We start from the raw sequence: 24,274 nt of genomic DNA on the forward strand, positions 1-24,274 counted from the left end.
TGCCGGGCGGTTGACGAAGTTCGACGGCTACATTTGAAGCAGGGAAACGAGAGGAATTGCGCAGAATGCCTTGTCAAGCAAGACCTTGCGAAGGTGCTGCGCAACGCCGCGGAGCTTCGGGTGGTGCTCCACCAACCGCTTGGTGCGATCGACCGCGGACATCACTCCGGCGGCTTGTCGGCCGAGCCTGGTGAGCGGAATGAAACTGTCGAAGAGCGGTTCGTCGTCCTTACAGAACAGCCGCTTGTATTCATGCGAGCCAAGGCCGAAGTCGAAGGCACGATAGTGCCGGCCGGCAAAATGATGGATGATTTCCTGCATCAAGAGCAGGCCGGGGCTGAATTTCGCATTGTCTGACAAAGTGTAGGTGTTGAACATCGTCGAGAAGCGGTGGCCGTCGGCAACCACGGCGAAGATCGCGATCACTTCCTCGTCGCTTTCGAGCGCGTGGATTTCGATGGCACGGCCGCCATGGGGCAGCTTTGTCATGCAGGCGGTGCGGATGAATGTCTCCACGGCGCGTTCGGCGAACACATTGGACAGCTTCCGCTCGGCCAGCCGCTCCGACTTCACGCGAAAGAACCAGTCGAGCAGACGGGCGATGTCGGCGTCGGCAGAGGCGACGTGATAGCGGTAGCCGGTCAGCTCCAGCAGCTTGCGCTGTTTGAGCTTCATGCGGCGGGAGGGATCGCCGATCAGGTTCGCGGTCGTTGCGCCCGGCTCGATTGTGCGCATCGGGCAGTTGAAGACCGGGGGTTCATGAGGCAGCAGCGCCAGCGGATTTTGCACGTCGCGCCACTGGGCCGGCTGTTGGCGCAGCACCAGCACGTCGGCCTCGTCGCGCTTGGCGAGCATCGCGATGACTGCGTTGAGATCGGCCTTCGTGACACCGGCGGCGAACTCGCGATCCCACAGGCCCATGTTGAAGGTTGCGTGCTCGCCGCCCATGAAGCTCGCGCGGCGCACGCCCAGCGCTGTTTGCTGGGCGAGCGGCAGCAAGCCCCGTGGTTGGCCGTCGCCGTCAAGCATAACAACGATGAAAGGCGACAGTCCCGCGCGCTCACCGACCTCACGCTGCCACGGGGCGAGGAAGTCGAACCGCTGAAACGGCGTGATGGAATGGTTCGAGTTCTCAAGACTCCGCCAGATCGTCTCGGCGGCGTCGAGATCGTGGACGATGTCAACGGCGGCGATGCGCGCTGGTTGAGCCCGCGCTGCGTGGCTTTCGATCGCGATCATCCCCTAGCCCTGTCGTAGTGCGTAGTCCCAGCGCAGCTGAGGCCGTCCGGTCGGCGCGCCATCTGAGCGTAATTCGATGTCTGGACAGAAATGGTAAAGTGTCGCAGGCCGAGAGAAGGGGGGTTACCTCCATCGTTTACCTGGTCATGAGGCTATCGGTTCCGTTTTGGCTACACCGACCGTCAGGCTCCTTGTTGACGACGGAACGACGTATTCGGCGGCCGCGTGGTTAACACACCTCACCGTCCATCTCGTGATATCATGGAGCGAAGGTGGACCGCTCGTGCAACCCGGCATTATCGAAATTGCGATCGAGCCTAAGTCGCAAGCCGACCATCAGAGGCTTAAGGCTGCGCTCGCCGAGCTGGCCGCGGAGGATCCCTCCTTCCGCGTGTCGACTGATCCTGAGTCCGGCCAGATCATCCTGAAGGGCATCAGCGAGCTGCAGCTCGACACCAAGATCGACCTCATGAAGCGCGTCCCTGCGCCGTGCCACGATTCAGAATCAAAGCGCGCACAGCGACAGCGTCGTCATCGCAGCAATGGTGCCGCTGATGAACATGTTCGGGTACACGAATGGCCTGCGCGTGGCAGGCCGGGGCCGCGCGACCTTCACCATGCAATTCGATCACTACGCGCCGGCGCCGCCGAACGATGATGACCCGCCGTTTGGTCCTGCGGTTGGAATGCGGGCCTAGACTCGTTTTGCTCGCCGCCGGAAGGCGTTGATAATGAAGATCGGGGACAGAGTTGAAGTCGTGGCTGTTCCGGAGGCGCTGCCGGAAGACAGGGAGACGCGGGCACTATTCATGAGGTGCCTCGGCCGCCATTTTCCAGTCGTCGATCTCAAAGGAGACCTGGTCGAACTCGAAGTCGGCGAGGTCTTGGAGTAGCCAAGCTACATGCACTCCGTTTGGATCGAACGAGACTGCGTCCATGTCGTCTAACGGCTCGGAAATGAGCAACCGACCACGGGTATAGCGCGGAGGGCCAACGGTATAATCGCCGTCTCGCCCCACCCTCGGCGGGCTACGGCTTCGCCGCACCCACCCCTGTGGATGCTGAGCGATTTCAATCGCTTAAAAAGGGGGTGGTGCCCAGGAAAGGACTCGAACCTTCACGGCCGTTAAGCCACTGGCACCTGAAGCCAGCGCGTCTACCAATTCCGCCACCTGGGCATGTGGAGCGGCTTAGTAAGGATCGGTTACGCGCTTGTCAAATTCGGGTTTGGAAATTCAAATAGCCTGTACAGGATTGGGCTGATGGCGTATCGCGAGAGGCGCTAAATGCGCTCAATCGCTCTCGAATCCGGCAGGAATTTACCTCATGGCATCGAACCTGGAAACGCTCGTCACGGTCTTCGGCGGATCGGGTTTTCTGGGACGGAACGTGGTCCGGGCGCTGTGCAAGCGCGATTACCGCGTGCGAGTCGCGGTGCGACGGCCTGAACTGGCCTTCCATCTGCAGCCGCTCGGCCGCGTCGGGCAGATTCATGCGGTCCAGGCCAACGTGCGCTACCCGGCTTCGGTCGAGGCGGCGATGCGTGATTCGCATATCGCCATCAATCTGGTCGGCATCCTGGCCGAGGGCGGCGGGCAGAGCTTTGACGCCGTGCAGGTGAAGGGCGCCGAGACCATCGCCAGGGCGGCGGCCACCGCCGGCGCCCGGATGGTCCACGTCTCGGCGATCGGGGCCGACGAGAATTCGCTGTCGGGCTATTACCGCGCCAAGGCGGCCGGCGAGACCGCGGTGCAGGCGGCCTTGCCACAGGCCACCATCATGCGGCCGTCGCTGCTGTTCGGGCCGGAGGATCAGTTCACCAACCGCTTTGCGGCGCTGGCGCGGATGTCGCCGGTCCTGCCGCTGGTCGGCGGCGGCACTGGCAAGCTGCAGCCGACCTATGTCGCCGACGTCGCCGACGCGGTGGCCGATGCCGTCGACGGCAAGGCGAAGCCGGGCGCGACCTACGAGCTCGGCGGCCCTGAGGTGCTGACCATGCGTGAGGTGATGGAGATCATCCTCCAGATCACCCAGCGCGACCGCATGCTGGCGCCGCTGCCGTTCGGCCTCGCCAAGCTGCAATCGTATGTCCTGCAATTCGCGCCGGGCCCCTTCACGCTGACGCCGGACCAGGTCGCGATGCTGCGTTCGGACAATGTGGTGTCGGATGCCGCCAAGGCCGCCGGGCTCACTTTCGCCGGCCTCGGCATCACGCCTGATTCGATGGAAGCGATCGCCCCGCAATATCTCTGGCGCTTCCGCGCGACCGGGCAGTTCCAGAAGAAGAGCGCGTAACCCTCTCTCCACACGTCGTCCCGGCCAAGCGAAGCGCGAGCCGGGACCCATAACCACGAATGTCCAAGGTGTACAGCGCTGAGGCCACAGCCCTGCGCCACTGAGCGAATGGTGGTTATGGGTGCCTGCTTTCGCAGGGACGACGAGCGGAGTTGTCCTTACCGCCCCATCGCCAGCGCGATCAGGCCGAGGGTGCCGACGATCACGCGCCACCAGGCAAAGAACGTGAAGCCGCGGCGGGTGACGAAGTTGAGGAACGCCCGCACCACGATCATCGCCGTGATGAACGACACCACGAAGCCGACCGCGATCACGCTGAGATTGTCCGACGTGAAGTCGGCGCGGTTCTTGTAGAAATCATAGGCGAACGCGCCGACCATGGTCGGGATCGCGAGGAAGAACGAGAACTCCGCCGCCGAGCGCTTGTCGGCGCCGAGCAGCATCGCGGCCACGATGCTGGCGCCGGAGCGCGACACGCCGGGGATCATCGCCAGGCACTGCGCGACGCCGATCCAGAAATACATCAACAGCGGGAACCGGGTCGCATCGTCCTCGTACACCTTGAGATCGAGCTGATCGACCCAGAGCAGGACGGCGCCGCCGACGATCAGCGTGAAGCAGACCACCCACGGATTGAACAGGAATTCCTTGATGTATTTGCCGGCGATCAGGCCGATCACGACGGCGGGCAGGAACGCCACCAGCACGCCGATCACGAAGCGGCGATCGTCGGGATTGGAGAACATGCCGAGCGCCACGCGCCACAGCTTGACGAAATACAGCGCGACGATCGCGAGGATCGCACCGAGCTGAATCAGGATCGCAAAACTCTTCCAGAAATTGCCTTCGCCGAGATTGAAGAAGCGTTCCGCGAGCAACAGGTGGCCTGTCGAGGAGACCGGCAGGAACTCTGTGACGCCCTCGACGATGCCGAGAATCACCGCTCGCAGCATATCCGTCATCATGATGTGGCCTGCCCTGTGTGGAAAACGGGATTCTTCTCGCTTATTCGCACATTGGCCGCAATCGCAAAAAATCGTCAAACAATGGGTTACCTGACCGATTTGCTGGGCTATAGCGTTTTTGTGACCCGCACCATCTGCGGGGGTGGCTACCGGTTTGCGTGCTGACGCGACATAGAGACGACCGGAGCAGGTCTGGCCAAATTGCAGGCTCAGGTCACACAGGTTGATGGTTTCTTAATCGCCGCGGAACTACCAAGGGCTTCATGTACACGCTGTATCACCATCCGTTCTGTCCGCATTCGCGATTCATTCGCCTCGTGCTCGGCGAGTACGGGCTCGATCTGCGGCTGGTGGAGGAGCGGGTGTGGGAGCGGCGCGAGGCGTATCTCGCGCTCAATCCGGCGGCAACCACGCCGGTGCTGATCGCCGAGGGCTTTCCGCCGGTTCCGGGCGCGCCTGTGATCGCCGAATATGTCGATGAGGCGCACGGCCTCGATGCCGGCGAGCGGCGGCTGCTGCCCACCTCGACCGCCGAGCGCGTCGAGGTGCGCCGGCTGATGGCGTGGTTCAACGAGAAATTCTTCGAGGAAGCCTCCAACCCGCTGGTGACCGAGCGGATCTACAAGCGCTTCATGAGCGAGGACAATGGCGGCGGCCCGCCGGCCCCCGACATCATGCGCGCCGCCAAGGTCAATGTGCGCTATCATCTGAGCTATATCGGCTGGCTCGCGAAGACCCGGAACTATCTCGCCGGCGACCGCCTCACCTACGCGGACCTCGCCGCCGCGGCGCACCTTTCGGCGATCGACTATCTGGGCGACGTGCCATGGAGCGAGGACGACGCAGCAAAGGCGTGGTACGCGCGGGTGAAATCCCGCCCGTCGTTCCGCCCGCTGCTCAGCGAATGGCTGGCGGGGGTGCCGGCGTCGCGGACCTATGTGGACCTCGACTTCTGAACCCGGCGGTCCGGCTCTCTCCTGCCGATCTCAAGGCGGCACTGACGCGCGAGGCGCTCGCGCTCGGCTTCGATGCCATCGGCTTCACCGGCCCTGACGCGACGGGCGAGGCCGGGAAATACTTCCACGAGTTCCTCAACTCCGGCGGCCATGGCGACATGGACTGGCTCGCCGCCAATCCGGAGCGGCGCGCCGATCCGCGCGTGCTGTGGGGCGGTGTGCGCTCGATCATCATGCTCGGCGTCAACTACGGGCCGGACGACAATCCGCTAAAAATTCTCGAGCGTCGATCGCATGGCGCGATCTCGGTTTACGCGCAGGGCGACGACTATCACGACGTGATCAAGAAGCGGCTGAAGACACTGGCGCGCTGGCTCGCTGCTGCGACCGGCGACGAGGTGAAAGTGTTCGTCGATACCGCCGCCGTGATGGAGAAGCCGCTGTCACAGGCCGCCGGCATCGGCTGGCAGGGCAAGCACACCAATCTGGTGTCGCGCGAGTTCGGCTCGTGGCTGTTTCTCGGCGCGATCTATTCCGCCACCGAACTGCCGAGCGACTCCAGCGAAGCCGATCATTGCGGCAGCTGCCGCGCCTGCCAGGACATCTGTCCGACCGCGGCGTTTCCGGCCCCCTACAAGCTCGATGCACGGCGCTGCATCTCGTATCTGACGATCGAGAACAAGGGCCCGATCCCGCACGAATTCCGCAAGAGCATCGGCAACCGCATCTATGGTTGCGACGATTGCCTCGCGGTGTGTCCGTGGAACAAGTTCGCGCAAGCGGGACGCGAGCAGAAGCTTGCCGCGCGTGACGCCTTGCGCGCGCCCGCGCTCGGCGAGCTGGCGCGGCTCGACGATGCCGCTTTTCGCGCGCTGTTCACGAAGTCGCCGGTCAAGCGCATCGGCCGCGACCGCTTCATCCGCAATGTGCTGATCGCGATCGGCAATTCGGGCGATGCAAACCTCGCCGGCGAGGCGCGACGCCTGCTCGACGATGCGAGCCCACTGGTGCGCGGCGCCGCAGTGTGGGCGCTGTCGCAATTGATCGCGCCCGATGCGTTCGCGGCGCTGTCGTCACGCGCCGGCGGCGAGCCCGACGTCAGCGTGCAGCAGGAGTGGCGCGCGGCAGCGGCCTCTTGATTTCATCGCGGCATTCCCATCATGGTCGACAACCATGACAAACCAGCCCTTCTTCACCAGGCACGGCGACGGCTTCATGCCGACGGCTGTTGCGAATGGACCTTGGAGCCCGGAATCGATGCATGGCCGCGTCGTGATCGGCCTGCTCGGCTTCGTCATCGAGGAGCGTCACGGCTCCGACGATTTCATCCCCGCGCGGCTCACGGTCGACATGTTCCGGCTGCCCAACATCACGACGCCGGTCGAGGTGACGACCAAACTTGTCCGCGATGGGCTCCGCATCAAGGTGATCGAGGCCGAGTTTGTCTCCGGCGGCACCAGCATGGCGCGCGCCTCCTGCCAATTGTTGCGCCGGACGGAAAATGCGCCGGGCAATGTGTGGTCGCCGCCGAACTGGACGGTGCCGGCGCCCGCGGAGATTCCGAAGCCGGCCGATCCCAGGCTCGGCATGAACGGCAAATGGGAGACGCGGCCAATTGTCGGCCATATGAGTTCACTCGGCGAGCGCCGGCTCTGGATGAGCGAGGTGCGCGAGCTCGTCGCCGGCGTGAAGATGACGCCGTTCGTCCACGTCGCGACCGGCGCGGATTTCGCGAGCCCGTTCGCCAATGCCGGCGACCAGGGGCTCGGCTACATCAACAGCGACGTCACGATCTATCTGCACCGTTTGCCGGTGACCAACTGGATCGGCTTCGAGGTCGTCAACCACCGCGCCACCGACGGCGTCGCGATCGGCGAATGCTGGCTCTATGACGAGAAGGGCCCGATCGGCACGTCGACCGTGGCGGCGCTGGCGCAGCGCAAGCCGATGACCAATCCGCCGCCGCCGTAAGCTCTCACCGCCGTCATTGCGAGCGAAGCGAAGCAATCCATGGCTCCGCTTGCTGAGGCATGGATTGCTTCGTCGCTTCGCTCCTCGCAATGACTGCTGATGGCCTGACTCAGGCCAAATGTAGCTTCATCTCCGGCCGCGCCCTCAGCGCGGCACCCTGCTTGCCGACGATCTTGGCGATACGTTCCGGCGCAAAATTCAGGTCGACGAAGGCCGGCGCGGTGTTGGCGACCTCGTGATATTCGGTGATCTTGCCGTCGTGCAGCCGCATGATCGCGACGCCCTCGAACATCGCCCGCGCCCCCTTGGCTTCCGGCAAGGTCGAGCGATAGCTGAACGTGTAGCGCGCATAGAGCGTCGCGCCGTCAGAGACGGGATCGTGCATGACCCAGCGGAAATCGGTCGCGGTCCGGTAGAACCAGTCATCGATCATCTCGGCGATTTTGGCGTGGCCCTTGAACGCGCCGTAGAACACGTCGTGATAGACGCCGTCCTCGGTGAAGAGGCTTGCAAACGCCTCGCCGTTGCGCTGCTCGACCGCGTCGCAGAACGCGCGCAGCATGTTCGTTGTGTCCATTGGCGTTTCTCCCAACCACATCTGTCATGCCCCGCGCAGGCGGGGCATCCAGTATTCCAGAGCAGTTGCCTTGAATCGAGGGGCCGCAGCGTACTGGATCATCCGCTTTCGCGGATGATGACATCGTACAAGACGCAAAACCTTAGCCGATCTCCGCCACCGCGGCGATGATCCGCGCGATGTCCTGCGGCCGCGACAGGCGGTGGTCGCCGTCCTGGATCATGGTCAGCACCACGTCCTCTGCCGGCAGGCGGTGCACGAGCGCGAAGGCGTGCTTCCACGGCACGTCGGGATCCTGCGCGCCCTGCAGGATGCGCACCGGACAGCCGACGTCGATCTTGCTGCCGAGCAGCAGATGATTGCGGCCCTCCTCGATCAGGTTGCGGGTGATCGGATAGGGCGAGCCGTCGCCATAGTCCGACGGCCGCAGCCACAGGCCCTTGGTCTCGATCTCGGCGCGAATCTCCGGCGGGAACGCCTTCCACATCAGCTCCTCGGTGAAGTCGGGCGCCGGCGCGATCAGCACGAGACCGGCGAGCGACGCACGGCCGCCGCCGCGCCTTGCAATCTCGCGGGCCAGCAGCAGCGCCATCCAGCCGCCCATCGAGGACCCGATCACGACCTGCGGCCCGCTGCAGAACTGCGAGAACACAGCAAAGCTCTCCTCGAGCCAGCGGCCGATCGTGCCGTCGGCGAAATCGCCGCCGGATTCGCCATGGCCGGAATAGTCGAACCTGGTGCAGCCGCGGCCGTGCTCGGCCGCCCATGCGTCGAGCGCGATCGCCTTGGTGCCGGTCATGTCGGACTTGAAGCCGCCGAGCCAGAACAGCCCGGGCGCGCCAATTGCGCCGCCGGGAGCGGCACCGGCACGGGCGCGGACCGCGATCCGGCGTGCTCCACTGCCCTCGCCGACCTCGATAAAGGCGGGTTCCTGCCCGGATGCGGCGGTTTGGCTCATGGTTCGGTCACTCGCGTGTCAGACATCTGCTTTTCAATCGTCGCGCGGCACCGGTCAACGGCGGCAAGCCCGCCTTGCGGAGCCGATGCACCCGCTATATCTGCCGGGCGTGGCGAAAATGCCTCGCAATTGACGGTTTTGCCGCTTAGAAAGCGAGTTCGCTTGCCCGTTGCAGCATCTTGCTTCAAAATATCCGCCTTCCCTTTCACAACTTTGGAGAGTTACCCATTCGCCGTCCCAATAGAGCCCCGCCCACAGTCGCCAAAGACGGGCCGCGCACCAATGATGAGATTCGCAACGCGCAGATCCAGCTGATCGATGCCGCCGGTGTCAACCAAGGCACCGTCGAAACCATGGTGGCCATCAAGATGGCCATGGAAGCCGGCATGGACCTCGTCGAGATTTCGCCGAATGTCAGTCCTCCGGTCTGCAAGATCATGGACTACGGCAAGTACAAATATTCCGCGCAGAAGAAGGCCGCCGAAGCCCGCAAGAAGCAGAAGGTCGTCGAGATCAAGGAGATCAAGCTCCGCCCGATGATCGACGATCACGACTATGACGTGAAGATGCGCGCCATGCAGCGCTTCTTCGAGGAAGGCGACAAGGTCAAGATCACCTTGCGCTACCGCGGTCGTGAGATGGCGCACCAGGAGATTGGCACCAAGCTTCTGGACAAGGTGAAGGCCGACGTGGCCGAGTTCGCCAAGGTCGAGCAGGACGCGAGGTTCGAGGGCCGCCAGGTCGTGATGGTGCTGGCGCCGCGCTAGTTCGAGTTAATCGATTTGTTGAAATGAAACGGCCCGTCGGGATCGCCCGGCGGGCTGTTTCGCATTTGACGGGCTTTCGTAGCCCGGATGCAGCGAAGCACAATCCGGGAGAAGTGCATCCGCGGGCGCACCGCCCCGGATTTCGCTCCGCTCCATCCGGGCTACGACGCTTTGCCCGATGGTGCCAACCTCCCCTTGAAAAGTGGAGGTCGCTTTGCTCGTCAGAGCAAAGCGGGTGGGGATCTGCTCTCTCCACGAGCGGCGGCGTCTGCGGCTGGACCCCCATCCCGGCCTTCCCCCTTTCAGGGGAAAGGAGACGATAGATTTGCCGCCAGTTCCCACCCGCCGGTTCCATCCCGCAAAACGTTGCAAAACCGCCGATCCTCTGGCATAAGCCGGGCCTTCGCCGCCCGGCTGATCAAGGGCTGCCGTGGCGACGTATCGTGCAGGTTCTTTCAATTCGGAAAAAACCATAGCACTTCCAACGCTCTAACGAGCATTTTAGCCGGCCGGACGCCTCTCGGGGCGATTTTCGTGCTGTGCAGTAGGAGAGCCAAATGCCCAAGTTGAAGACCAAGTCGGGCGCTAAAAAGCGCTTCAAGGTGACTGCCACTGGCAAAGTCATGCACGCCCAGCGCGGTAAGCGCCACGGCATGATCAAGCGGACGAAGAAGCAGATCCGTCAGCTCCGCGGCACCCGCGTGCTGTTCAAGACCGACGGCGACAACGTCAAGAAGTACTTCTTGCCGAACGCCTGATCGCTGATCCGCTTGAACCCCGCCGCAACTGTGCGGCGCCCCGTCACCTCTTCTTAGATCTCAAGGATTTCCGTCATGTCTCGCGTCAAACGCGGTGTGACCTCTCACGCCAAGCACAAGAAAGTCTTCAAGGCCGCCAAGGGCTATTACGGCCGCCGCAAGAACACGATCCGCACGGCCAAGCAGGCCGTCGAAAAGGCCGGCCAGTACGCCTTCCGCGACCGCAAGCGCAAGAAGCGCACCTTCCGCGCGCTCTGGATCCAGCGCATCAACGCCGCGGTCCGTCCGTTCGGCATGACCTACAGCGTGTTCATCAACGGCCTGTCCAAGTCGGGCGTCGTCGTCGACCGCAAGGTGCTGTCGGATCTCGCGATCCACGAGCCGGTTGCGTTCCAGGCGATCGCCGAGAAGGCCAAGGCCGCGCTGGCGGCCTGATCCGAGCATGATCCGGAAAAGTGGGTACCGGTTTTCCGATCAGATCATGCTCAAATGAAAGGCCTAGCGGGCTTTCGGGCCCGCGTTTAGCGCCTTGTGCGAATAGCGCTGGGCGACTTCCGCCCGGCAGAACGCTGTGAACGAGATGTACATGGTGCCGGATTGATTCCGGTACTTGCGGTCGCAGACCTGCATCTTGTGCTGGTACGCCCGCTTCGGCGCGCCCTTGAGGCCGGACAGGAAGTCCGCTTCGCATTTCTTCTCGACGGCGGCGCCGAGCAGGACGTGGCCGCTCGCCCCGAACTCGCAGACCCGAAACACCTTCATCGCGCCGTCACAGCTGCGCTGGGCGTTGATGGTGTCGACGATCTCGTCCTGGGTCATCGACTTGTCCATGCAAACCGCCGCCAGCACCGGTGTGGCTGATATCGACATGATGGCGGCCAAAGTGGCCATGGCAACTCGGGCAGCGGTCAGGCGGGGTCTCAAGGGCATCGGGCGGTCTCCTCACATCCCACTTGGGTAGCCTCCCCCGCGCGCGGGGTTCAACCCTGCCGGTCATATGCCCGAAATGACCGGCTTTTTGCTTGACGTTACGGCCTTCGGGCGGCGACAACCCAGCCGAATTTTTGGCGCATGGTCCGCAGTGGCGAGCACCGGTTCGGGTACCGGTTTGTCCCGCCAGATCATGCGCCGCTCAAGCGCAGGAATTGACCGTGTCCGACCTCGCAACGCTCGAAAAGTCCATTCTCGACCAGATCACCGCAGCCGGTGACGAAGCCGCCCTCGAGGCGGTGCGCGTCTCAGCCCTCGGCAAGAAGGGCTCGATCTCGGCCTTGCTCGCCACTCTTGGCAAGATGTCGCCGGAGGAGCGCAAGACCGAAGGCGCCAGGATCAACCTCGCCAAGGATGCGGTGACCCAGGCGCTCGCAGCCAGGCGCGACGTACTAAAAGCGGCCGCGCTCGATGCGCGCCTCGCCGCCGAGACCATCGACGTCACGCTGCCGCTGCGCGAGGCGCCGGCGGAGACCGGCCGTATCCATCCGCTGAGCCAGGTGTTCGAAGAGGTCAACACCATCTTCGCCGACATGGGATTCGCCATCGCCGACGGTCCCGACATCGAGACCGACGACTACAACTTCACCAAGCTGAACTTCCCGATCGGCCATCCGGCGCGCGAGATGCACGACACCTTCTTCTTCAATCCGAAGGAGGACGGCTCGCGCATGCTGCTGCGGACCCACACCTCGCCGGTGCAGGTGCGCACGATGCTGACCCAGAAGCCGCCGATCCGCGTGATCTGCCCCGGCCGCACCTATCGCATCGACTCGGACGCGACCCACACGCCGCAATTCCATCAGGTCGAGGGCCTCGTGATCGACAAGGGCTCGCATCTCGGCCACCTCAAATGGATCCTGCACGAGTTCTGCAAGGCGTTCTTCGAGGTCGACCACATCAACATGCGGTTCCGGCCGTCGTTCTTCCCGTTCACCGAGCCGTCGCTCGAGGTCGACATCCAGTGCCGCCGCGACAAGGGCGAGATCCGCTTCGGCGAGGGCGAGGACTGGATGGAGATTCTCGGCTGCGGCATGGTGCACCCGAACGTGCTGCGCGCCTGCGGCAGCGATCCCGACGTCTACCAGGGTTTTGCCTGGGGCATGGGCATCGACCGCATCACGATGCTGAAATACGGCATCGCCGATTTGCGCCAGCTGTTCGAGAACGACGTCCGCTGGCTCAACCACTACGGCTTCAAGCCGCTCGACATCCCGACGATTGCGGGGGGATTGAGTTCGTGAGTCTCGTTCTCTTTGGCCCAGCAACGGCTCTCTCCGTTCCCTCCCCCCTTGTGGGGGAGGGTCAGGGAGAGGGGTGGCCGCGGGCGCTGAACGGACTCGCTGACCTGGACATCTCCGCGAGCTCTTTTCGCTTCGCTGCTGCAGAGGCAACCCGCAGAACGACGTCTTTCCGAGCAAGCGGCTTACCCCTCTCCCCAACCCTCCCCCGTAAGGGGGGAGGGAGCTCTGGCGCCGGCGCTAGCATCACAGTCACCACCAACAAGAACCGAGGCATGCAGCCGTGAAGTTCACCCTCTCCTGGCTGAAGGAACATCTCGAGACCGACGAGCCGCTCGACAAGCTCGCCGACAAGCTCACCATGATCGGGCTCGAGGTCGAGAACATCGAGGACAAGGCGAAGGCGCTCGCTCCGTTCACCATCGCGCGCGTGATCTCGGCCGAGCAGCATCCGAATGCCGACCGGCTGCGGGTGTGCATGGTAGACACCGGCGACGGCGGTGCGCCGGTGCAGGTGGTGTGCGGCGCGCCGAATGCGCGGGCCGGGCTGATCAGCGTGTTCTCAGCCCCCGGCACCTATATCCCGGGCAAGAACATCACGCTCGGCGTCGGTACCATCCGAGGCGTCGAGAGCCGTGGCATGCTGTGCTCGGCGGCCGAGTTGCAGATCTCCGAGGATCACGACGGCATCATGGAGCTGCCGGCCGACGCACCGCTCGGCAAGGGCTATGCCGACTGGGCAGGGCTCGGCGATCCCACCATCGAGATCAACCTGACGCCGAACCGGCAGGACTGCGCCGGCGTGCACGGCATCGCGCGCGACCTGTCCGCCGCCGACATGGGCAAGTTCAAGGACCAGGGCATCAGGCAGATCAAGGGCGAATTCCCCTGCCCCGTCCAGGTGAAGGTGGAAGACACCACGCTGTGCCCGGGCTTCGCGCTGCGGCTGGTGCGCGGGGTGAAGAACGGCCCGTCGCCGGAATGGCTGCAGAAGCGGCTGACCTCGATCGGCCTGCGTCCGATCAACGCGCTGGTCGACATCACCAACTTCATGACCTACGACCGCGCCCGCCCGCTGCACGTATTCGACGCCAAGAAGGTGACGGGCAACCTCACCGTCCGCCGCGCCAAGGACGGCGAGACGCTGCTCGCGCTCGACGGCCGGACCTACACGCTCGACAACAATGTCTGCGTGATCGCGGACGAGCACGGCGTCGAATCGCTCGCCGGCATCATGGGCGGCGAGGCATCCGGCTGCGACGACAATACCACCGACGTGCTGATCGAATCGGCGCTGTGGAACGAGATCAACATCGCGCAGACCGGCCGCAAGCTCGGCATCAATTCGGATGCGCGCTATCGCTTCGAGCGCGGCGTCGATCCGGCCTTCATGGTGCCCGGGCTCGAGCTCGCCACCAAACTGGTGCTGGAGCTGTGCGGCGGCACGCCGTCCGAGAACGTCGTGGTCGGCAAGCAGTTCGGCGAGGACCGCGTCATCGACTTCCCGCTCAGCGAGGTGAAGCGCCTTGCCGGCATCGAGGTGCCGCTGGTCGAGGTGAAGCTGATCCTCACCCGGCTCGGCTTCATGCTGGCCGGCAACGGCCCCGTGGTGAAGGTCGCGGTTCCGTCCTGGCGCACCGATGTGCACGGCAAGGCCGACATCGTCGAGGAGATCGTGCGCATCGTCGGCGTCGACAAGGTGCCGATGACGCCGTTCGAGCGTGGCGAGGAGCCGCGCAAGCCGGTGCTGACGCCGATGCAGCTGCGCACCCGCCGCGCCAAGCGCGCGCTCGGCGCGCGCGGCATGGTGGAGGCCGTGACCTGGTCGTTCATCACCAATGACGCGGCAAAGCTGTTCGGCGGCGGCCAGAGCGAGCTCGTGCTCGCCAACCCGATCGCAGCCGATCTCTCCGACATGCGGCCGAGCCTGCTGCCCGGCCTCGTCGCCGCGGTTCAGGCCAACATCAACCGCGGCTATCCCGACGTCGCGCTGTTCGAGGTCGGCCAGGTGTTCCGCGGCGACCGGCCGGAAGACCAGCTGGTGGCCGCCTCCGGCGTGCGCCATGGCTATGCCTCGACAAAGGGAGCGGGCCGTTCCTGGACCGGCTCGGCGACAGCGGACGCAATGGACGGCAAGGCCGACGCCTTCGCCGTGCTGGCGGCCGCCGGCGCGCCGATGCAGGCGCTGCAGATCGTCCCCGGCGGCCCCGCCTGGCTGCATCCAGGACGCTCCGGCACCATCCAGATCGGCCCGCAGAACGTGCTCGGCACCTTCGGCGAGCTGCATCCGCGTGCGGCCGAGGCGCTTGGCGCCGATGGTCCGATGATCGTGTTCGAGGTGATCCTCGAGCGCATCCCGGAAGGCAAGCAGAGGGCAACGCGCGCCAAGCCGCTGCTGGAGTTCTCGGCCTTCCAGCCGGTGTCGCGCGACTTCGCCTTCATCGTCGACCGCAGCGTCAAGGCGGGCGACATCGTCCGCGCGGCGCAAAATGTCGACAAGAAGCTGATCACGGCCGTCACCGTGTTCGACGTCTATGAAGGCAAGGGCATCGATCCCGACAAGAAGTCGATCGCGATCGCAGTGACGATCCAGCCGCGCGAGAAGACCATGACCGACCAGGAGATCGACGCCGTCGCCGCCAAGGTCGTCGCCGAGGTGACCAAGAAGACCGGCGGCACGCTGCGGGCGTGATGCCGCAAGGCAGGCTGCGCGACCCCCTCTCCCGCTTGCGGGGGAGGTGGATCGGGAATGTACGCGGACCTATCACCGTCACCCTGAGGAGGCCGCGTAGCGGCCGTCTCGAAGGGTCGACGGCCCGACTGTGGCCGATTCATCCTTCGAGGCTCGCTCCGCTCGCACCTCCAGCGACAAAGGCGAAGCCTTTGCGCGGGGATGACGGTTCTCACAGAGCTGAAGCTGTATTTGTATCGCTCGATGCGCGCGCAAGCCAGGCAACCGATTGTACCCCTCACGTTCCACATGACCCCCTTCACCCTCCTCCCCTCCGACATCTCGACCAGCATCGCGCTCGCGATCTGCGCGATCGCGTTCGTGTCGGGCACGGCGCGCGGCTTCTCCGGGTTCGGCTCGGCGCTGATCTTCATGCCGCTCGCAAGCAGCGTCGCGGGGCCGCGGCTGGTGGCGGCGCTCCTGCTCATCATCGATTTCGTCGCTGCCGCGCCGCTGCTGCCGAATGCCTGGACCCATGCCGACCGCAAGGCAACCGCGGTGATGGTCGCCGGCGCGCTGGTCGGCGTTCCGATCGGTACGTACTTCCTGACGGTGCTCGAGCCCGTGACCACGCGCTGGATCATCTCCGGCTTCGTCGCGGCACTGCTCGCGCTGCTGCTGTCGGGCTGGCGCTACCACGGCAAGGATCACGCCGCGCTGTCGGTCGGCGTCGGCGGCCTCTCGGGCTTTTGCAGCGGACTTGCGCAGACCGGCGGCCCGCCGATCGTCGCCTACTGGCTGGGCCGCCCGATCTCGTCGGTGATCTCCCGCGCCAACATCGTGCTGTTCTTCGGCGCCTCGGATCTCTTCTCGCTGGTGAGCTACTGGTTCACCGGACTGATCACGATCGAGTCGATCAAATTCTCGCTGATCGTCGGTCCCGTTTACGGCATCGGCGTCTGGTTCGGCGCCTCGCTGTTCGGCAAGGCAAGCGAGCAGGTGTTTCGCGCCATCTGCTACGCGCTGATCGCGGCGGCCGTCATCGTCGGCCTGCCTGCGCTTGATGGCATCTTGCGCGGCGGCTAGGCTCGAATTCAGAAAAGACCGAGGAGGAAACGATGATCGATCGCCGCAATGCATTGAAACTGGCGCTCGGCAGCGCCGCCATGCTCGCGTCGCCCGTGCGCGCGCAGGGTACAAAGCCGCGCACCCGCATCGTGTTCCTCGGCACCAAGGGCGGCCCCCGCGTCGGCAACGGCGCCTCCAATCCGGCCAATCTGGTCGTCGTCAACGACACCCCGTTCGTGATCGATTGCGGCATGGGCGTCAGCCGTCAGATGGTCAGTGCCGGCGTGCCGATCCCGTCCGTGAAGTACATCTTCATCAGCCACCATCATTCCGATCACAATCTGGAATACGGCAATCTGTTCTACAACGCCTGGGCGGCCGGCCTCTCGACGCCGATCCATTCGTTCGGCCCCAAGGGCATCGAGGCGATGACCAGGCACTATTGGGAGCTGAACAAGTTCGACGTCGAGACCCGGATCGAGGACGAAGGCCGGCCCGATCCGCGAAAACTGCTGATCGCGAAAGACATCACCGACGATGGCGTGGTGCTGAAAACGCCTGATGTTACCGTCACCGCGTTCCGCACGCCGCATCCGCCGATCACGGACAATTTCGCCTACAAGTTCGAGACCCCGGACGGCACGATCGTGTTCTCCAGCGACACCGCCTACAATCCAAAGCTCGCCGAGTTCGCCAGGGGTGCCGACGTGCTGGTGCACGAATGCCTCTACATCCCCGCGGTCGATCGGCTGGTCGCCAAGACCAAAAACGGCGCGACGCTGAAGAAGCATCTGCTCGACAGCCACACCTCGACCGAAGACGTCGGCCGCATCGCAGCCGCCGCCGGCGTCAAGACGCTGGTGCTGAGCCACTTCGTCCCCGGCGACGATCCGCTCGTCACCGACGACGACTGGACGCGGGACGTGACGACGAATTTCAAGGGCCGGATCGTGGTGGCAAAGGATCTGATGGAGCTGAAGCTGCCGGTGTGAAGGGCGGCCGGTGTCTCCCCGCAAAACGCGAAGGCGCTTCTGCGGGGACGGTGACAAAAAGCCAAGTCTCGCCGGGGAGAGCACGAAGTAAGCCGTAGAACCATCGCGCAGGGGAAGCCGGGTCGTTTCCGGCTACACCTGTGGTCCTACCCCCGTGCTTTTTTTGTTGCGCGGGGAACATGGGTGCGATCGGCGCCCGGCTTTCCCTGCGCCCTCTGATCGAAGAGCGGCGAAACGAGCGGCAAAACTCGGGCAAATCATGTCGCGAGGATGCGGATGTATGCTCATTCAACACATTCGCTGTCGTCCTGGCGAAAGCCAGGACCCATTACTCCAAATGAGAATAGTTGCACGATGCTGGGGCAACGATCCCGTTCATCACCAAATTCGGTGGCTATGGGTCCTGGCTTTCGCCAGGACGACACTGGTTATTGCGGCAGCTCTCTCTACTTCAACTTCCGCTCGCGATGCCTGATCTCATCGAAAGATCAATTCATCGGCCCGGCGGAGCGATGCGGCGCGCGCTTCCGCTGCTTTGGCGCCGGCGCTGCTGGCTCCGGCGCCGCATCCTTCAGTGCGCCGATCCGGCGCAGCGCGGCATCGGCGGCGCGCTCGCCGCTGTCCCAGGCGCCATCGACGGTGCCCCACAGCGTCTCATGGGTGGCTTCGCCGGCGAGATACATCGCGCCGATCGGCTCGGTCAGGATCTTGCGGGAGAACTGTGCGCCGGGCACTGCTGCCGACATCGCGCCGAGGATGAAGGGCGATGCATTCCAGCGCGTCGCGCTGGTCTGCTTCACCGCAGCGCCGACCTCGCTGCCATAGAGCTTGGTCAGCCATTCCACCGCGAACGCGGACATTGCCTTCTCGCCCTGCGCCGACAGATCGCGGCCGAAGGACCCAGCGACGTCGATCGTGCACAGCGAGGAGCCGGCGATATTGCCGTAGAGCAGCGCCGTCCTGGTCGAATTGCTCTGCTCGATAATGACGTCGTCGCGCGACAGTCCGAGCGGATTGCCAGGGAGCTGCAACGCGATGCGGTCGTAGCTGCCGAGGCTGAGCTTAGCTGCGGCATCGAGCGCACGCTTCGGGAGCTCCGGCACGAACTTGATATTGCCGCTCGCGAGCACATTGCTCGAGACGGTGACGATGGCGGCGCGCGCGGTGATCTTGCCTGTGGGCGTCTCGACCATCACGTCGCGATTGCTCCACAGCATGCGCTGCGCCGGCGTCGAGAGCACCGTCGGCAGCTGCTCGGCAAGCTTGGCGATCAGCGTGCCGAGCCCCTGTCGGCAGGCGATCGCGGTGTTGCGATCCTGCGCGCGCACCTTGTCGACGGCGGAGAGGTCCTTCAGATCCTTGCCGCTGAAATTGGCGCCGAGCAGGAATTCCGCGGTTCCGGCCCAATCGCCGAGATCCTTCGGCATCGCCGCGGCGCAGGCGATATCGGCCTTGCGCGACGCGTCGTCGACGGCGCGGTTGGCGCGCACCAGCGCCGCCAGGAATTCCTCGGTCTCGCCCGGGCGGGCGTAGCGCCGGCCGATGCGAATCTTCTGGCCTGCGGGCGCCGTGACGATGTCGAGGCCCGCGGAGCGGGCCAGCCGGATCATCGGATTGGTCTCGGGATTGTGCATCCAGCGCGCGCCACGGTCGAACGGCACGCCGAATGTCGATGCATCGGTCTGGCAGCGGCCGCCGACCTGGCCCGCCGCCTCCACCACGATCACCTTGCGGTTGGCGGCGACGATCCTCCGCGCCGCGGCAATGCCCGCGGCACCCGCGCCGATCACGACGATGTCAGCCTCGCGCGGCGGCGGCGCGGCAAGCACCCGGCCGCCCAGCACAGGCGCCAGCGCGATACCTGCGGACGCCGACAGGAAATCGCGGCGGGTCACTGTCATGACATAGCTTCTGGCATGGTTTCCGGGGACTTGCAGAAAACGGGAACGCTTCGCGAACTGTGCCGCATCTCACCGACCGCAGCAACCATCATGGTAAATCAATCATGATTGATCCGCTGATGGCATGAACTAAATTGCAACGGCTTGCGATCATGATTAGGTCAACACAAGCGGTCGTAGAACCGCTGGGGGGAATCCATGGGCTTAATGCTCGATACCGTCGGTAAATGGATCGCGGGGTACCTGCAGAAGGAAGTCCCCGGTTACGAGCCGTTCACGCCGAGCGACCCGGACCATCTGCGGGGCATCATGCAGCCCGGCGATGTGCTGCTGGTCGAAGGCAACAACCGGATTTCCGGCATCATCAAATACCTCACGCAATCGACCTGGTCGCACGCTGCACTCTTTGTCGGACCGATCGACGGTGCGTTCGAGCCTGACGGCGAGCAGCATGTGCTGATCGAGGCCAATATCGGCGAGGGCGTGACCTCGGCGCCACTGTCGAAATATCTGTCCTATCACACCCGCCTCTGCCGTCCGGTCGGCCTGTCGTTCGAGGACCGCACCACGGTGTGCCGCTACGCCATCAACCGGATCGGCTTCGGCTACGACACAAAGAACATCGTCGATCTCGCGCGCTTCCTGTTTCCGCTGCCGATCCCGCAGCGCTGGCGCCGCCGCATGATCGCGTTCGGCTCCGGCGATCCGACCAAGATCATCTGCTCGGCGCTGATCGCGCAGGCGTTCGACGCCGTGCGCTATCCGATCCTGCCCAAGATCACGCGCGCCGCCAGCCGCAAGGCGCGCCGCGAGATCCTGCATATCCGCGATTCCTCGCTCTACATGCCCCGCGACTTCGACATCTCGCCCTATTTCGAAGTCGTCAAACCCACCATCGTGCACGGTTTCGACTACACGGCCCTGCACTGGGCCGACAAGCAGAAGCCGCTCCAGGAGGTAGCGGGCGAATTCAGTGTGTTTCCAGAATCTAAGTCGCCGCCGCTTGTTCCTGAAGCGATTGACGAAGAGACGGCGCTTCCGGCTGCGGAAGTGACTGCGGCAGAGGCCGCGCCGGGGTGAGCGTTCAAAACGTCGCCGCCGGCGTCAGCCTCACGGCAAGCGGTTCGGCGGGATGCACATGGCGGTCGGCGACGCCGTCGATCGGTTCGCCCGGCAGCCGCGACAGATAGTAATATTCGATCTGGTTGGTCTGTGCGTTGAAGAGATTGAGGACGTCGAGCTGCAGCCGCATCCCGTTGTCGAATTTGTAGCCGGCGCGGGCGTTGACGATGAACGACGACAGCGAGCGGACGCGATCATCCTCGATCAGCGGGCGCGGGCCGAAATAGCGGGCGCGCAGGCTGCCGAACCAGCCGCTCTCCCGGCCGAAAGTGACGCCGCCGCTGGCGACCCATGCTGGTGCGCCGGGAATGAAATTGCCGACCGGATCGAAATCGGTAAAAGGGGCGCGGGTATAGGCGAGGTCGAAATCGAGGCTCATCCACGGCGAGAGCTTGTACTGATTGGTCCACTCGACGCCGACCCGCCGGCTCGGCCGGCTCGGCTCGGTGGTGCCGGCATCGCCGACGAACAGCAGCTCGGAATCGAAGTCGAGCACGAACACCGCGAGCGACGAGGTCAGGCCTTCGATCGCCTTGGTGCGGATGCCGAGCTCGGCGCCCTTCGAGCGCACCAAAAGCGGCACGCGATCGAGCGGCGTGACCTTGTCGTTGGGATCGACCGTGATGGTCGCGCCCCTGATGTCATTGGAGTGCAGGCCGAAGCCGGCATTGCCGTAGAACTCGGTCTTGCCCCAGGGACCGAGCACGATGCCGGCCTTCGGGCTCGTCATCGCCGCCTGCGCGTTGCCGGAATTCTGCGGCGTGTCGCTCAGCACGTGGCCGGCGAAATAATCCTCGCGGATGCCGACGGTGGTGCGCAGCCAGTCGGTCCAGCGCGCGGTCGTATCGGCCCACAGCCCGACGCTGCCCTCCTGGACCTGGTCGTTGCGCACGGTGGAGAGGATCTCGCGCTGCGCGGTCTTGAACAGGCCGACATTGATGTCGTCGTAGCGGGTCTGCACCCCGACCCGCGTCTGGGTGTCGATGCCGGCGACACTGATATCAACGGCGTGGCTGGCGTCGATGCCATAGACGGTGCGCCTGTCGGTCTGGCTGAACTGGTCGCCATTGACGGGATCGTCGAGAAAATAGGTGAAGTCGTTGTAGAGCTGCAGCGAGGAGCGGATCACATAGGCGTTGAGTTTGGTCTGCCCGTACTCGCTCGCCTGCGCCCAATTGCCCGACAGGCTGAAGCGGCTGGAGGTGCCGCCGTCGGTCGGATTGAGCGAGCCGTAGCGGTCGATCAGGCCCTGGTCGATCGCGCGCTGCGCCACCTGGTCGGTCGAATTCCAGCCATTGGAATAGGCCATCGCGGTCAGCGAGAAGCCGTCGGTCGCGGTACCCCGGCTGTAGCGCAGCACGCCGTTCAGCTTGCGGATGTCGTCGGGCACGTCCCACGGGCCGTTATATTTGTTGGCCTCGAAGGCTGCGAGCATCGTGCCGTCACCGACCTTGGTCGAGCCCGCGGCCATCGCGCGCTGATAGCCGAAGCTGCCGGCGGTCAGCTCCACGATGTTCTTCGGCAGCCTGCTCAGATAGTTGATGTCGACGGCGCCGGCGGAGGCGAAGTCGCCTTTGTCGGCGTAGTACGGACCCTTGCGGACATCCATCGACTGGATCAGCTCCGGGATGAGGAAGTTGATGTCCGCGTAGCCCTGGCCGTGACCATGGGTCGGCATGTTGACCGGCATGCCGTCGACGGTGATGGCGAGATCGGTGCCGTGGTCGAGATTGAAGCCGCGCAGGAAATACTGGTTGGCTTTGCCTTCGCCGGAATGCTGGGTGACGATCAGGCCCGGCACCGCCTCCAGAACTTCGCCGACGCGCGAGACCGGCCGTGCATTCACTTCGTCGCCGCTGATCTGCCGCGCACTGGCTGCCGTCGGCTGCAGGCTGGAAGACACCGTTGCGGAGCCGCCGGTGATTCCGTTGGTCGCAGAGGTGGACTGGCTCGGTTGCGGCGCGGCTGGCACGCGGCCGCCGGCGGCGACATGGTGCGGACGCTGGGACGGCTTGGCGTGTTTGGGCTTCGCCTGATCGGGCGACGTCACCGTCACCGGTGGCAGCTGGCCGGGCGCGTCGACGGTTTGCGCTTCGGCAGCGGGCGCAAAGGCTGCAATGGATGCGGCGGCGGGAAATATCCGCCATACAGTCCGACGCAACGCCCGTGCCCCCGCATGATACCTGCTACAGTCACGCGACGACCGCACCAGCCCAACCAACCCGGCGACGCGACGCTAGCAAGCACGGTATGACGTTACAAGAAAAATGTCATACCGCCGCGGCGGCCTGCCAACACGGATAGTCCATGCAACGCATCACCATCACCATCGAGGATGATCTGCTCGCGGAGATCGACGCCGCCGCCGCGGCGCGCGGCTATCAGAACCGCTCCGAGATCATCCGCGACCTGGCGCGCGCCGGCCTGCAGCAGAGCGCGGAGGAAACGCCGTCAGGGCAATGCGTCGCGGCGCTGGTCTATGTCTATGATCACGCCGCGCGCGACCTGTCGAAGCGGCTGGTGCAGAATTTTCACGGCCATCACGACCTGTCGCTGGCGACGCTGCACGTCCATCTCGACGACGACAGCTGCCTGGAGGTGACGGCGCTGAAGGGCGCCAGCGGCGAGGTCCGGCATTTTCGCCGATCACATCATCGCCGAACGCGGCGTGCGTTACGGCCACGTCGTGATGATCCCGACCGCCCCGGACAAGAAGCCGCGCAAGCGCGGGCATCGGCATGATTGAACTTCGTAGCCCGGATGGAGCGCAGCGCAATCCGGGGCCTTGCGTCCGCGGATGGACCGTCCCGGATTTCGCTTCGCTCCATCCGGGCTACGCAATGAATTTGCTACGCCGCCCTCGCCTTGGTGCCGCTCGGCAGACCGGCGCGGGCGAGGCCGCCATAGAGCGCTTCGCCCGGCATCTCGGATTTCAGGATCGCGCGCACCGCGATCAGCCGGTCGAGATCGATGCCGGTCGAAAATCCCTTGCTCTCGCAGAGGAAGACGAGATCCTCGAACACGACATTGCCGGTGGCACCTGGTGCGAACGGGCAGCCGCCGAGGCCGCCGAGCGAACCGTCGAGCACGCGGGCGCCCTCGTCGAGCGCGGCGGAGGCGTTGGCGATGCCCATGCCGCGGGTGTCGTGCAGATGGACACAGACCGGCTTCGATCCGGCGATCTTGACCGCGCCCCGCGTCAGCTCGCCGACCTGCTTCGGCCCCGCATAGCCGACGGTATCGGCGATTGCGACCATGTCGACGCCGGCCTCGTACAGCTTCTCGGTGAGGCGCAGCACCTCCCTAGGATCGACGGCACCGACGATCGAGCAGCCCAGCGCCATCGAGATCGCGGCATTGACCACGGGCTTGTGCGCGCTGGCGTCGCGCAGCTCGCAGAGCCGCTTGATGTTCTCGATCGCGGACTCGCGCGAGCGGTTGGCATTGGCCTGGCTGTGCTCCTCGGTCGCCGACGCCACGGAGGCGATCTCGGCGACGCCGGAGGCCAGCGCCTCGTTGACGCCGCGCTCGTTCAGCGCCAGCGCGACGCCGTGCGCGCCAGGCAGCGCGGCAATGGTCGTGACGACGTCGCGGACATCGACGAACTGCGGAAAGGTTTTTGCCGGCAGGAACGAACCGACCTCGAAATGCCGGACGCCCGCGGCATATTCGTCGCGCACCCAGCGCTGCTTCGCCGCGGTCGACGGGAATGTCTTGACGAGCTGCAAGCCGTCGCGCAGGCCGACTTCCCGCAAGGTTACCTTGTCGTTGGGATAGATATCGTGGACGCGGGTCATGTCAGC

At 64.7% G+C, this 24,274-nt stretch carries 22 protein-coding genes, 1 tRNA gene and 2 pseudogenes; 16 read left to right on the top strand and 9 right to left on the bottom strand.

From position 1 onward, the window contains the following. Positions 1 to 27: 27 nt before the first annotated feature. Positions 28 to 1,239 carry a GNAT family N-acetyltransferase gene (locus G6P99_RS00675; RefSeq protein WP_051346471.1) on the bottom strand — a complete coding sequence of 404 codons (1,212 nt, stop codon included), beginning with the start codon at positions 1,237 to 1,239 and terminating at the stop codon, positions 28 to 30. 295 nt (positions 1,240 to 1,534) lie between these two features. Here G6P99_RS00675 and G6P99_RS47405 point away from each other — a divergent pair. From G6P99_RS47405 to G6P99_RS00685, 3 genes and pseudogenes are all read left to right on the top strand, one after another. Next, positions 1,535 to 1,717 (top strand): annotated as a pseudogene (locus G6P99_RS47405) (hypothetical protein); the annotation flags it as partial. Positions 1,718 to 1,781: 64 nt separating this feature from the next. Next, positions 1,782 to 1,937 carry a hypothetical protein gene (locus G6P99_RS47410; RefSeq protein WP_371261198.1) on the top strand — a complete coding sequence of 52 codons (156 nt, stop codon included), beginning with the start codon at positions 1,782 to 1,784 and terminating at the stop codon, positions 1,935 to 1,937. A 33-nt stretch (positions 1,938 to 1,970) separates the two neighbouring features. Beyond that, positions 1,971 to 2,132, top strand: a complete 162-nt coding sequence (locus G6P99_RS00685) for a hypothetical protein (protein WP_156928712.1) — start codon at positions 1,971 to 1,973, stop codon at positions 2,130 to 2,132. Between the two features lie 198 nt (positions 2,133 to 2,330). Here G6P99_RS00685 and G6P99_RS00690 read toward each other — a convergent pair. Beyond that, positions 2,331 to 2,417, bottom strand: a tRNA-Leu gene (locus G6P99_RS00690). A 148-nt stretch (positions 2,418 to 2,565) separates the two neighbouring features. Between G6P99_RS00690 and G6P99_RS00695 the strand changes: the two genes are divergently transcribed. Further along, positions 2,566 to 3,534, top strand: a complete 969-nt coding sequence (locus G6P99_RS00695) for a complex I NDUFA9 subunit family protein (RefSeq protein WP_165126992.1) — start codon at positions 2,566 to 2,568, stop codon at positions 3,532 to 3,534. Between the two features lie 158 nt (positions 3,535 to 3,692). On the opposite strand, the gene G6P99_RS00700 is transcribed toward G6P99_RS00695, so the two are convergent. After that, positions 3,693 to 4,499: an undecaprenyl-diphosphate phosphatase gene (locus G6P99_RS00700; protein WP_029081040.1), complete on the bottom strand. Its 807-nt coding sequence runs from the start codon at positions 4,497 to 4,499 to the stop codon at positions 3,693 to 3,695. A gap of 263 nt (positions 4,500 to 4,762) precedes the next feature. Here G6P99_RS00700 and G6P99_RS00705 point away from each other — a divergent pair, with 263 nt between their 5' ends. Genes G6P99_RS00705 through G6P99_RS00715 form a run of 3 tightly spaced genes read left to right on the top strand, consistent with a single transcriptional unit; the run spans position 4,763 to position 7,426 of the window. Further along, on the top strand, positions 4,763 to 5,455 hold the full coding sequence (locus tag G6P99_RS00705) for a glutathione S-transferase family protein (RefSeq protein ID WP_029081039.1): 693 nt from the start codon (positions 4,763 to 4,765) through the stop codon (positions 5,453 to 5,455). Further along, entirely contained in the window at positions 5,404 to 6,594 is a 1,191-nt protein-coding gene (gene queG, locus G6P99_RS00710) for a tRNA epoxyqueuosine(34) reductase QueG (RefSeq protein ID WP_029081038.1), read from the top strand. Before G6P99_RS00705 ends, queG begins: the two co-directional genes overlap by 52 nt. A gap of 34 nt (positions 6,595 to 6,628) precedes the next feature. Next, complete coding sequence (locus G6P99_RS00715; protein WP_029081037.1) at positions 6,629 to 7,426, top strand: acyl-CoA thioesterase domain-containing protein; 798 nt, start codon at positions 6,629 to 6,631, stop codon at positions 7,424 to 7,426. A 109-nt stretch (positions 7,427 to 7,535) separates the two neighbouring features. Here G6P99_RS00715 and G6P99_RS00720 read toward each other — a convergent pair whose 3' ends face one another. Both G6P99_RS00720 and G6P99_RS00725 read right to left on the bottom strand, forming a co-directional pair. Continuing rightward, positions 7,536 to 8,003: a nuclear transport factor 2 family protein gene (locus G6P99_RS00720; RefSeq protein ID WP_029081036.1), complete on the bottom strand. Its 468-nt coding sequence runs from the start codon at positions 8,001 to 8,003 to the stop codon at positions 7,536 to 7,538. A gap of 142 nt (positions 8,004 to 8,145) precedes the next feature. Further along, entirely contained in the window at positions 8,146 to 8,961 is an 816-nt protein-coding gene (locus tag G6P99_RS00725) for an alpha/beta hydrolase (protein WP_029081035.1), read from the bottom strand. 227 nt (positions 8,962 to 9,188) lie between these two features. On the opposite strand from G6P99_RS00725, the gene infC reads away from it, so the two are divergent. From infC to rplT, 3 genes are all read left to right on the top strand, one after another. Next, a complete protein-coding gene (gene infC / locus G6P99_RS00730; RefSeq protein ID WP_029081034.1) occupies positions 9,189 to 9,728 on the top strand; it encodes a translation initiation factor IF-3 in 540 nt (179 codons plus the stop codon). Positions 9,729 to 10,285: 557 nt separating this feature from the next. Then, complete coding sequence (gene rpmI, locus G6P99_RS00735) at positions 10,286 to 10,486, top strand: 50S ribosomal protein L35 (RefSeq protein ID WP_008539890.1); 201 nt, start codon at positions 10,286 to 10,288, stop codon at positions 10,484 to 10,486. Positions 10,487 to 10,561: 75 nt separating this feature from the next. Then, the gene (gene rplT / locus G6P99_RS00740; protein ID WP_029081033.1) at positions 10,562 to 10,921 is read left to right on the top strand and encodes a 50S ribosomal protein L20; all 360 of its coding nucleotides are present in this window, start codon (positions 10,562 to 10,564) and stop codon (positions 10,919 to 10,921) included. 63 nt (positions 10,922 to 10,984) lie between these two features. Here the strand turns inward: rplT and G6P99_RS00745 are convergent, their stop codons facing one another. Beyond that, complete coding sequence (locus G6P99_RS00745; protein ID WP_205751468.1) at positions 10,985 to 11,377, bottom strand: hypothetical protein; 393 nt, start codon at positions 11,375 to 11,377, stop codon at positions 10,985 to 10,987. A 260-nt stretch (positions 11,378 to 11,637) separates the two neighbouring features. On the opposite strand from G6P99_RS00745, the gene pheS reads away from it, so the two are divergent. From pheS to G6P99_RS00765, 4 genes are all read left to right on the top strand, one after another. After that, on the top strand, positions 11,638 to 12,720 hold the full coding sequence (gene pheS / locus G6P99_RS00750; protein ID WP_165126996.1) for a phenylalanine--tRNA ligase subunit alpha: 1,083 nt from the start codon (positions 11,638 to 11,640) through the stop codon (positions 12,718 to 12,720). 280 nt (positions 12,721 to 13,000) lie between these two features. Continuing rightward, a complete protein-coding gene (pheT, locus tag G6P99_RS00755; protein ID WP_029081030.1) occupies positions 13,001 to 15,409 on the top strand; it encodes a phenylalanine--tRNA ligase subunit beta in 2,409 nt (802 codons plus the stop codon). A 288-nt stretch (positions 15,410 to 15,697) separates the two neighbouring features. Continuing rightward, on the top strand, positions 15,698 to 16,474 hold the full coding sequence (locus G6P99_RS00760; protein ID WP_029081029.1) for a sulfite exporter TauE/SafE family protein: 777 nt from the start codon (positions 15,698 to 15,700) through the stop codon (positions 16,472 to 16,474). Between the two features lie 32 nt (positions 16,475 to 16,506). Next, on the top strand, positions 16,507 to 17,448 hold the full coding sequence (locus tag G6P99_RS00765) for an MBL fold metallo-hydrolase (RefSeq protein WP_165126998.1): 942 nt from the start codon (positions 16,507 to 16,509) through the stop codon (positions 17,446 to 17,448). Positions 17,449 to 17,936: 488 nt separating this feature from the next. On the opposite strand, the gene G6P99_RS00770 is transcribed toward G6P99_RS00765, so the two are convergent. Beyond that, positions 17,937 to 19,349, bottom strand: a complete 1,413-nt coding sequence (locus G6P99_RS00770) for a flavin monoamine oxidase family protein (RefSeq protein WP_029081028.1) — start codon at positions 19,347 to 19,349, stop codon at positions 17,937 to 17,939. Between the two features lie 198 nt (positions 19,350 to 19,547). On the opposite strand from G6P99_RS00770, the gene G6P99_RS00775 reads away from it, so the two are divergent. After that, entirely contained in the window at positions 19,548 to 20,429 is an 882-nt protein-coding gene (locus G6P99_RS00775) for a YiiX/YebB-like N1pC/P60 family cysteine hydrolase (RefSeq protein ID WP_245284671.1), read from the top strand. 4 nt (positions 20,430 to 20,433) lie between these two features. On the opposite strand, the gene G6P99_RS00780 is transcribed toward G6P99_RS00775, so the two are convergent. Then, complete coding sequence (locus G6P99_RS00780) at positions 20,434 to 22,632, bottom strand: TonB-dependent receptor (RefSeq protein WP_414645515.1); 2,199 nt, start codon at positions 22,630 to 22,632, stop codon at positions 20,434 to 20,436. A gap of 146 nt (positions 22,633 to 22,778) precedes the next feature. Between G6P99_RS00780 and nikR the strand changes: the two are divergent. After that, positions 22,779 to 23,217, top strand: a pseudogene (nikR, locus tag G6P99_RS00785) (nickel-responsive transcriptional regulator NikR). Positions 23,218 to 23,320: 103 nt separating this feature from the next. On the opposite strand, the gene G6P99_RS00790 reads toward nikR, so the two are convergent. Next, complete coding sequence (locus tag G6P99_RS00790; protein ID WP_029081025.1) at positions 23,321 to 24,268, bottom strand: hydroxymethylglutaryl-CoA lyase; 948 nt, start codon at positions 24,266 to 24,268, stop codon at positions 23,321 to 23,323. Positions 24,269 to 24,274 lie beyond the last annotated feature (6 nt).

The organism is Bradyrhizobium sp. 6(2017), from assembly GCF_011058295.2.
Classification (GTDB): domain Bacteria; phylum Pseudomonadota; class Alphaproteobacteria; order Rhizobiales; family Xanthobacteraceae; genus Bradyrhizobium; species Bradyrhizobium septentrionale.